The sequence below is a fragment of the Paraburkholderia sp. genome, assembly GCF_035656215.1.
Lineage (GTDB): Bacteria > Pseudomonadota > Gammaproteobacteria > Burkholderiales > Burkholderiaceae > Paraburkholderia.
On sequence record NZ_DASRSY010000291.1, the window covers coordinates 1 to 7,293 of the forward strand.

A 7,293-nucleotide genomic window follows, 5' to 3' on the forward strand; every position below is an offset into this window, starting at 1 on the left:
GAAAAGCTGCGGCGTTTCAGTGCTCGACTCCCCGGAAGATGCATTCTCGGTTGGGCTGATATACCTGCATAAGGATTCCAATAGCACCAACCCCGCGGATTATCAGGCGGTGTACCAGCTATTCAAAACGATTCGCCCCTACATCACCCAGTTCAATTCTTCCGGTTACATCAACGACCTGGCCAATAACGATGTCTGCATCGCGCTAGGATGGTCGGGCGACGTCGGCATCGCGAAGCGCCGTGCAGAAGAAGCGCATCGCGCCTATGAGATCCGTTACGTGATTCCAAAAGGCGATGGCGTGCTGTGGTTCGATCTGATGGGTGTTCCAAAAGATGCGCCTCATCCGGAAGCGGCGATGCAATGGATCAATTACATCCTTCAACCCAAGGTTAGCGCGGCGATCACCAATCAGGTTTTCTATCCAAACGCTAACGCCGCTGCCCGTGTCTATGTGAAGCCGGCCATCCTCGATAACGAAGCGGTCTACCCTCGCGGTGAAAAGATGAAATCGCTCACACTGTCGTTGCCTTTGCCGGCCGATATTCTTCGCCTTGAAAACAGGCTGTGGACACAACTCAAGGCGGGGCGCTGAGCTGCTGAGATCGTTAAGGCGTACAGGATTCCCGTAAAGTCCTCAGTGCGGGATCCCCGACGAACGCCTCGCAGTCGCGATTATGCCGCCCGGCGATGCACGTACCCGGTGCGTCGCCGTTGATCGCCAGTCATGATTGCACCAGGCCATGTCGAATCCACTCGAAATCGTCGAACTGACGCATCACGTCAGGAAGCTCGCGACGGGAAAAATCTCCGATATCAACGACATCAATCGCGAGACCACGTTCCTCGCACTCAATGCCTTGATCGAAGCGGCGCGCGCCGGTAATGCGGGTCGCGGCTTCGCGGTCGTGGCGAATCAGGTCAAGCATAGGCCGGCTGGTTTCGCGACGCGATGAAAACACCTTCGGGCGCGGACTTTATTGCAGGTGATATCGAGGCGCTGCCGCTTCTGAAGCACGCGCAAGTCGCGACCTATGCAACGGCAATCCGCGAAAACGGCGCGGTTGACGGCAAACCGCTCGGCGCGCTGGTGATCTTCTTCGATTGGGCGCCACAAGCGTCGGCAGTCGTTAAGGGTGTGCGACTCACGGAAGAGGAGTGGCGGCGCACGCGCTGCATGATCGTCAACGCGTCGCATCGCGTGATTGCGAGTTCGGACGATAAGGGTGTGCTCGATGAACAGTTCCGTCTGAATACCGACGGCCGTCCGGCAGGCTTTTATCAACTGGCCGACGGTCGTACCATATCGTTCGCCGCCACTCCTGGCTACGAGAGCTATCGCGGCTTGGGATGGTACGGCGTGATCGTGCAGTCACCGCCGTGAGGTGTCGACGCTTCGCCCGTTTACTATTCGCGGCTGGCCACCATCGCACGCAAGCGCGCAGCGAAGTCATAAGCGGCGCTCTGCTGATCGGCCGTCGCGCGCTCGACGATCCCGACGTCGCGGTAGAACGTGTCGTCGCCAAGAGTAAGCGTTCGCACGCTCGGCGGGATATGTAGCGCGGCCGCCTGCGGGACGATGGCAATGCCCACGCCCGCCGCTACTAGCCCAACGATTCCCTGCAATTCGTCCAACTCCACCACATCGTCCACGTTGATCCGCACGCGTTTCAGAAAGCGGTCAACGAGCCGCCCGCCAAACGAATTGCGGTCATAGCGGATCAGCGGCTCACGGGCGAGCAGCACGCGCCACGATTCCTTCGCAAGCTTACGCGGCACCAGCAGCACGAACGGCTCGCTAACGAGCGAATGCCATTTCAGCTCGGGCGGCAATGCGAACGGCGGCTTGATAATCACTGCGAGATCCAGTTCGCCCGAGTCGACCTGCGTGAGCAGATTCAGCGATACCCCCGGTAACACGCGAATCCGCCAGCCTGGCGACGTCGCGCGAAACTGCTGGATTGCGCCGACGAGCAACGAACTCTGCACCGACGCGATCGCGCCGATCCGCAAGAGCCCCGCGTTCTCGCCGGCGGCGCCCTGCAATGCGAGGCGCGCATACACCGCGAGCAATTCCTGCGCGACTTCCACCGTCCGCTTGCCCGCTGCGTTAAGGCTGGCGGACCGGCCGGTACGATCGAACAGGGCGAAGCCGAGTTCGTCTTCCAGACGCTGGATCTGCGCGCTCACCGCCGACTGGGTCAATCCGGTCTGCGTGCCGGCACGCGCGAAAGTGCCGTGGCGCACGACGGCGAGGAACGTTTTGAGCTCTCGTAGCATGGTTCAATTCATCGATAAATTTGTCTCTCAGGTCTGAAATATATCGTTATTCATTAAAACGCGTTATGTTTAATATGTTGTCAGAACGCTCAATGAAGCGCACCTTCCTCCAACTTCAGAAAGCCCCATTGCGATGAATACCCCACTCCTCCCGTTCCACATTGCATTTCCGGTCCACAGCATCGAAGCGGCGCGTGCGTTCTATGGCGACCTGCTTGGCTGCCCCGAAGGCCGCAGCGCGCCCGACTGGGTCGACTTCAACCTCTATGGCCATCAGATCGTCGCGCATCTCGCGCCGGGCGAAACAGGCGTGAGCTCGACCAATGCCGTCGATGGACACGGCGTCCCTGTGCGCCATTTCGGCGCGCTGCTGACAATGCCGCAATGGACCGCGCTCGCGGAAAAGCTCAAGGCGGTCGGCGTGGAATTTGTGATCGAGCCATACATCCGCTTTAAGGGTGAACCGGGCGAACAGGCCACCATGTTCTTTCTGGACCCGAGCGGCAACGCGCTCGAATTCAAGTCGTTCGCGAACCTCGATATGCTGTTCGCGAAGTAAGGTCGCAGGAGATCATGCAACGGTGGAATGTCGCCGCTGCTCATCAGCGCTTCGAATCTGGCAATAGCAGTGGCTCTTCGCTTTCAAACCCCTTTAGCAAGATGCCATTACAATCCAGCACTTCGATCTGACGACGGTGATTTGCGCCATGAGATATCTCCTTGCATCGACACTCGCGGTGGTTATCGCGGCCGCAAGCACGGCTGCGACAGCCCAAACATCCGGGAGCGGCAATACACCCACGCTGCAATGCGCGATTGGGTATGTCACTGGCGTCGGTGGAGCCGCGCAGAGCTTTCGTGAGTACCTGGCGGCCCCTGACAGAGACAAATATCGCTACGTCGCAGACAATCCGATTCAATGCAAGGTCTCCGACGAGGGCCGCGCGTCTGCCTGTACCGGCGTCACCAACCTTCGGCATGAAGAGGTCAGCGTGTACGACGACGTCGACAGCGAGACGATGGCCGTGGTCGCGCGCGTGGAACTCGACCACGGGACATACCCGGTGATTATCGTTGTGCGAAAGCAGGACGTGAAATGCCAGGAGTGATTGCGGAGTTCGCAACAGCCTTGCGGTAAAGTTCTGAATCGAATCGGCGAAGCGACCGTTCGGATGGCCGGCAACCTTGGTTTCTCTACCTACCTCGCGGCCGATTGCTGCTTCACGTTTGATCGACAGGACTGCAACGGCAACCTGAGAAGCGCGGAAGACGTGCATGCGATGTCACTTGCCAATCTGGACCATGAATACTACAGCGTTATCACCGCCGAGGCGCTGCTGGATGTGGCTGAAGTCCATCGTGACTTCACCGCCTCTTTTCTACGAGTCTGGTGCGAACGGCGCCGGCATGTCTGCGGTCTGAATCCATGTCGAACGAAAACTGTTGGCGTCATCGTCAGCCGGTGAACTCATGAGCACAATGAAATTCGATACTGTCGTACTCGGCGCGGGCATCGTCGGGGTATGCGTCGCCGTGCATCTTCAGAAACGCGGCCGCCAGGTTGCGTTGGTCGATCGCAAGCTGCCCGGCAACGAGACGTCGTTTGGCAACGCGGGACTGATCCAGCGTGAAGGCGTGTACCCGTACGCGTTTCCGCGCGACCTCGGCACCCTGCTTCGATACGCACGCAACCAGTCACCTGACGTTCGATACCACGCCAACGCGATGCTCGAGGCTATGCCGTTTCTCTGGCAATACTGGCGCAATTCTCATCCGGCAAAGCACGCGGCGATCGCGAAGTCCTATTCGACGCTGATCGAACATTGTGTGACCGAGCATCGCGCACTGGCCGCCGATGCCGGCGCGAGCGCGTTATTGCGCCCGATCGGCTGGATGAAGATATTCCGCACCGAAGCGGTCCGCGACAAGGAAACGCGGATTGCCGGACAGTGGCGTCAGGAATTCGGCGTCGAGTTCGAGTCGCTCGACGCAGCGCGTCTGCAACAGATTGAGCCCGATCTCGAGCGCAGCTTGATCGGCGCCCTGCGCTACACGGCATCCGATTCCGTAAGCGATCCGAATGCACTGGTCACGGCTTACGCAAAATACTTCGAACAGCTCGGTGGACGTTTTTTTATCGGCGACGCGAATACGTTGCGCGATCATTGGCAGGTCGATACGGACGCGGGCACGATTGCGGCGGCGTCGGCAGTGGTCGCGCTAGGCCCGTGGTCGGATCAGGTAAGCTCGCGGCTGGGCTATCGCCTGCCGCTGGCTGCCAAGCGCGGATATCACATGCACTATGGCTCACAGCCAGGAGCGCGTCTGAATCACCCTGTCCTCGATGTCGAAAGCGGTTTCTTGCTGGCGCCGATGGCAAAAGGTATTCGACTGACGACAGGCGCCGAAATCGCGCGGCACGACGCGCCGAAGACGCCCAATCAACTCGCCGCCGTCGAACCGGTTGCACGCAGGCTGTTTCCGTTGGCCGAGCGTCTGGATGCCGAACCGTGGATGGGCCGGCGCCCATGCACGCCCGACATGATGCCGATCATTGGACCGGCAGGAAATCATCAGGATTTGTGGTTCGCGTTTGGTCACGCGCATCACGGACTGACGCTAGGTCCCGTGACCGGCCGATTGATCGCCGAGATGATGACCGGCGAGGAAACGCTTGTGGATCCCCGGCCGTTCAGGGTGGACCGGTTCTAGCGCTAGCCGGTCGAAGCGCACAACGGCTTCGCCGCTCGCGAGCCTCTCAAGTGCCAGCGCGAGCCTGGCCTGAGGTCGGTAAGCAGCGTGGCACAAAGAACGGGCAGGACCGCATTCTTGTTGGCGGACGGCACGATCTGGCCGCGTAACGGCAGGCCGCCATGTACGATCAGGTTGGACATGGTGGGGGAAGGCTGGCAATGCGTGAGCGGCAGGACAAGCCGCCGACGCATCGCTGTGCAAGCGCGGACCGTTACTGTTTCAGAAGCTTCACAATGGTCAGCGTTCCATCCACATTTTCGACTCGAACCTTGACCTTCTCGCCCTCCTTCGCCTCTTTGACCATCGACGCATCCTTGGCCTTGTAGGCCATCGTCATCGCCGACATCCCGATGTTCTTCAGCTCACCGTGCTGAAGCGTCACCATGCCGGTCGACGGGTTCACCTTCTTGACGACCGCATCGGTGAGCGCAGCGTTGTTCTGCGCCCCGGCATCTGTTGTGCTGCTATTCATCTTCATGCCGGCCATATCGTCCGCCGCTAGCGCCGCGCCGGCGAACGCAAGACCGGTACAGAACGCAGCCGTCAGTGTGATCAACTTCTTCATTGGTTTTCTCCAGAGTGAGTTTGCGGCACAAGCGTGCCTTGGGGTACTACATGAGGTTGAAGCGCTTCTTGCGTGTTTGCTTTCATGCGCGCAACGCGGCGGCGTTGCAGCAACAGCCAGGCGGCCGGAATGATGAGCATGGACAGGAGCGGCGCGGTCACCATGCCGCCAACCATCGGCGCGGCGATACGTTGCATGACTTCGGAGCCGGAACCATGGCCCAGCATGATCGGTATGAGGCCCGCCAGGACAACCGCGACCGTCATCGCCTTGGGCCTCACACGCAGAACCGCGCCTTCGCGGATGGCGTCGATAAGCGTCTCTTCGGTAAAGGGCTCGCCTTCCTCAAGCCGACGGTTGAGCGCACCCTTCAGATACAGCAGCATCACGACGCCGAATTCGGCCGCCACGCCCGACAACGCGATGAATCCCACCGCCGTGGCAACGGACACCGCGTGCCCGAGAATCCAGATCAACCAGAACCCGCCCACGAGTGCAAATGGCACCGTCGACATCAGCAATAGCGCGTCGGCAGCCGAGTTGAACGTCAGGAAGAGCAGCACAAAAATGACGACGAGCGTCACCGGAATCACGGTCCGCAACTTCGCGGCCGCCCGCTCCAGATATTCGAACTGACCCGACCACGCGATCGAATAGCCCGGTGGCAGGACCACGTGCTGCGCAACCGCGATCTGCATCGCCTTCACGGCCGTTTGCAAGTCCGTATCGCGAATGTCGACATAGACGTACCCCGACAATCGCGCGTTCTCGCTACGGATCATCGGTGGCCCATCGGATATCCTGATCGTGGCGACGTCGCCCAGCGTGATCTGCGCGCCGCGATCCGTTACAACCGGCAACTGACGCAGGTTGTCGACCGAGTCCCGGATCTCTCGTGGATAGCGGATGTTGATCGGAAAGCGCTCGCGGCCCGCGATAACCTCGCCAACGTTATCGCCACCCACAGCAGTCGACACGACGGACTGGATGTCGGTCACCGACAGACCATAGCGGGCGGCAGCGAGGCGGTCGATGTCGACGTCGATGTAGTGACCGCCGTTCAGGCGTTCCGCCAATGCCGACGTGACGCCCGGGACGTTCTTCAGGACAGACTCGACCTGCGTGGCGATCCTGTCGATCTGCCCGAGGTCCGCGCCGGAAATTTTCACCCCGACGGGCGTCTTGATGCCGGTCGACAGCATGTCCAGACGATTGCGAATCGGCGGCACCCAGACGTTTGAGAGACCCGGAATCTTCACTCGCGCGTCCAGTTCATCGACCAGCTTCTCCGGCGTCATGCCCGGCCGCCATTCGCTGCGCGGCTTGAACTGGATGGTGGTCTCGAACATCTCGAACGGCGCGGGATCGGTCGCGGTATCGGCACGTCCCGATTTGCCGAACACGGTCTTCACTTCGGGAACCGTCTTGATGAGACGATCTGTCTGCTGCAGCAGTTCGGCGGCTTTGTCTGCGGAGATGCCGGGTAACGCAGTCGGCATGTAGAGCAGGTCGCCTTCATCGAGCGGTGGCATAAATTCACCGCCGAGCCGCGACACGGGAATCATCGTGACGGCGAGCACGACGACCGCCAGCCCGATTGCCACCCACGGCCGGCGCAGCGTCGCTTCGAGCAATGGACGGTACAGCCGGATCAGCACCCGGTTGATTGGATTGACGTTCTCATGCGGAATCCG

At 60.3% G+C, this 7,293-nt stretch carries 10 protein-coding genes; 7 read left to right on the top strand and 3 right to left on the bottom strand.

Annotated features, from left to right (window positions below):
• The 3 genes from VFE81_RS16305 to VFE81_RS16310 all read left to right on the top strand — a co-directional run.
• Positions 1-595, top strand: a 595-nt coding sequence (locus VFE81_RS16305; RefSeq protein ID WP_325045588.1) for an extracellular solute-binding protein, incomplete at its 5' end; no start/stop codon positions are given.
• 148 nt (positions 596-743) lie between these two features.
• Positions 744-956 carry a methyl-accepting chemotaxis protein gene (locus VFE81_RS28990; RefSeq protein WP_414695605.1) on the top strand — a complete coding sequence of 71 codons (213 nt, stop codon included), beginning with the start codon at positions 744-746 and terminating at the stop codon, positions 954-956.
• The gene (locus VFE81_RS16310; RefSeq protein ID WP_414695606.1) at positions 953-1,384 is read left to right on the top strand and encodes a hypothetical protein; all 432 of its coding nucleotides are present in this window, start codon (positions 953-955) and stop codon (positions 1,382-1,384) included. Before VFE81_RS28990 ends, VFE81_RS16310 begins: the two co-directional genes overlap by 4 nt.
• Before the next feature lie 23 nt (positions 1,385-1,407).
• On the opposite strand, the gene VFE81_RS16315 is transcribed toward VFE81_RS16310, so the two are convergent.
• On the bottom strand, positions 1,408-2,280 hold the full coding sequence (locus tag VFE81_RS16315) for a LysR family transcriptional regulator (protein WP_325045589.1): 873 nt from the start codon (positions 2,278-2,280) through the stop codon (positions 1,408-1,410).
• A gap of 133 nt (positions 2,281-2,413) precedes the next feature.
• On the opposite strand from VFE81_RS16315, the gene VFE81_RS16320 reads away from it, so the two are divergent.
• From VFE81_RS16320 to VFE81_RS16335, 4 genes are all read left to right on the top strand, one after another.
• Positions 2,414-2,839, top strand: a complete 426-nt coding sequence (locus VFE81_RS16320; RefSeq protein WP_325045590.1) for a VOC family protein — start codon at positions 2,414-2,416, stop codon at positions 2,837-2,839.
• Positions 2,840-2,987: 148 nt separating this feature from the next.
• Positions 2,988-3,389 (top strand): hypothetical protein, encoded by a 402-nt coding sequence (locus VFE81_RS16325; RefSeq protein WP_325045591.1) that lies wholly within the window; start codon positions 2,988-2,990, stop codon positions 3,387-3,389.
• 63 nt (positions 3,390-3,452) lie between these two features.
• Entirely contained in the window at positions 3,453-3,746 is a 294-nt protein-coding gene (locus VFE81_RS16330; RefSeq protein WP_325045592.1) for a hypothetical protein, read from the top strand.
• Between the two features lie 13 nt (positions 3,747-3,759).
• A complete protein-coding gene (locus VFE81_RS16335) occupies positions 3,760-4,992 on the top strand; it encodes an FAD-binding oxidoreductase (RefSeq protein WP_325045595.1) in 1,233 nt (410 codons plus the stop codon).
• A gap of 253 nt (positions 4,993-5,245) precedes the next feature.
• On the opposite strand, the gene VFE81_RS16340 is transcribed toward VFE81_RS16335, so the two are convergent.
• Positions 5,246-5,599 carry a copper-binding protein gene (locus VFE81_RS16340; RefSeq protein ID WP_325045593.1) on the bottom strand — a complete coding sequence of 118 codons (354 nt, stop codon included), beginning with the start codon at positions 5,597-5,599 and terminating at the stop codon, positions 5,246-5,248.
• On the bottom strand, positions 5,596-7,293 hold a 1,698-nt coding region (locus tag VFE81_RS16345), incomplete at its 5' end, for an efflux RND transporter permease subunit (RefSeq protein ID WP_325045594.1). The genes VFE81_RS16345 and VFE81_RS16340, both read right to left, overlap by 4 nt.

Bases quoted from the DNA above. Each gene is read 5' to 3' on its own strand.
- VFE81_RS28990 (WP_414695605.1), top strand. From the start codon at position 744: ATGTCGAATCCACTCGAAATCGTCGAACTGACGCATCACGTCAGGAAG.
- VFE81_RS16310 (WP_414695606.1), top strand. From the start codon at position 953: ATGAAAACACCTTCGGGCGCGGACTTTATTGCAGGTGATATCGAGGCG.
- VFE81_RS16315 (WP_325045589.1), bottom strand. From the start codon at position 2,280: ATGCTACGAGAGCTCAAAACGTTCCTCGCCGTCGTGCGCCACGGCACT.
- VFE81_RS16320 (WP_325045590.1), top strand. From the start codon at position 2,414: ATGAATACCCCACTCCTCCCGTTCCACATTGCATTTCCGGTCCACAGC.
- VFE81_RS16325 (WP_325045591.1), top strand. From the start codon at position 2,988: ATGAGATATCTCCTTGCATCGACACTCGCGGTGGTTATCGCGGCCGCA.
- VFE81_RS16330 (WP_325045592.1), top strand. From the start codon at position 3,453: ATGGCCGGCAACCTTGGTTTCTCTACCTACCTCGCGGCCGATTGCTGC.
- VFE81_RS16335 (WP_325045595.1), top strand. From the start codon at position 3,760: ATGAAATTCGATACTGTCGTACTCGGCGCGGGCATCGTCGGGGTATGC.
- VFE81_RS16340 (WP_325045593.1), bottom strand. From the start codon at position 5,599: ATGAAGAAGTTGATCACACTGACGGCTGCGTTCTGTACCGGTCTTGCG.